Below are 892 nucleotides of genomic sequence, written 5' to 3' on the forward strand. Positions count from 1 at the left end.
GGTGCGCGGCGACGGCTGGTCGCCGCCCGCGATGGCCGCGGTCGTCTGCCTGGCGCTGCTGCTGCGGGCCCGGGTGTTCGGCGGGCGCGGGCAGCGGCTCTGGCTGATCGTCCCGGCGCTGCTCGGCCTGGCCTATCTGCTGTTCGCGCTGACCGAGGGGGCGTCGCCCGCCGAGCTGGTCGGCGGGTTCCTGGTGCCGTTGCTGGTGATCGCGGCGGCCGTCGTCGGGATCTCGCTCTGGCTGCCGGGGCACCGGCCGTCACCGGTGTGGGCGCGTGCGTTCGACCTGATCGACCTGGCACTGGTCGTCAGCCTGCTGCCGTTGGCCTTCGGGGTCATCGGGCTGCTGGCACGAGTCCGCGGCATGGCCGCGTCCATCGGCTGATGCTCACCCGTAAGGACCTCCTCGCCGCCCATCGGCTGATGACGCAGCGCGCCGGCCAGGCCCTGCTGCTCGCCGAACCCGACAACCCGGACAGGCCGCTGCGCCGGATCGGGATCGGCACGTTCAGCGGGCTGATGGTCGCGGTGCTGCTCGTCGCCGGCTGGGGGATCGCCGGGCTGATCACCAAGGACGGGGCGGCGCGCGGCATCGACGCGCAGACCGTCGTCATCGCCAAGGGAACGGGCGCCAAGTACGTGCTCTGCGGTGACGGGCGGCTCTGCCTGACCGCGAACTACGCCTCCGCGCGGCTCGCCCTCGGCGGGGGCGGGGTCAAGGTGCGGACGGTGGCGACCAAGTCGCTCGCCAAGTACGCGCGCGGCCCGCTGATCGGCATCCCCGGCGCGCCCGACGCCCTGCCCGACCTGCTGAAGGACGCCGTCCGGACGATCTGCGCGAGCACCGTCACACGGGACGGCAACCGGGTGCCGGCCGCTTCGCTGTCGGTCG

At 74.0% G+C, this 892-nt stretch carries 1 protein-coding gene and 1 pseudogene; both read left to right on the forward strand.

Going from position 1 to position 892, the window contains the following annotated elements; genetic code table 11:
- Positions 1–385, forward strand: a pseudogene (locus tag ACYVE7_RS34795) (type VII secretion integral membrane protein EccD); the annotation flags it as partial.
- On the forward strand, positions 385–892 hold a 508-nt coding region (locus ACYVE7_RS34800), incomplete at its 3' end, for a type VII secretion protein EccB (protein ID WP_460370910.1). The pseudogene ACYVE7_RS34795 and the gene ACYVE7_RS34800, both read left to right, overlap by 1 nt.

The organism is Actinocorallia lasiicapitis (genome assembly GCF_054778695.1).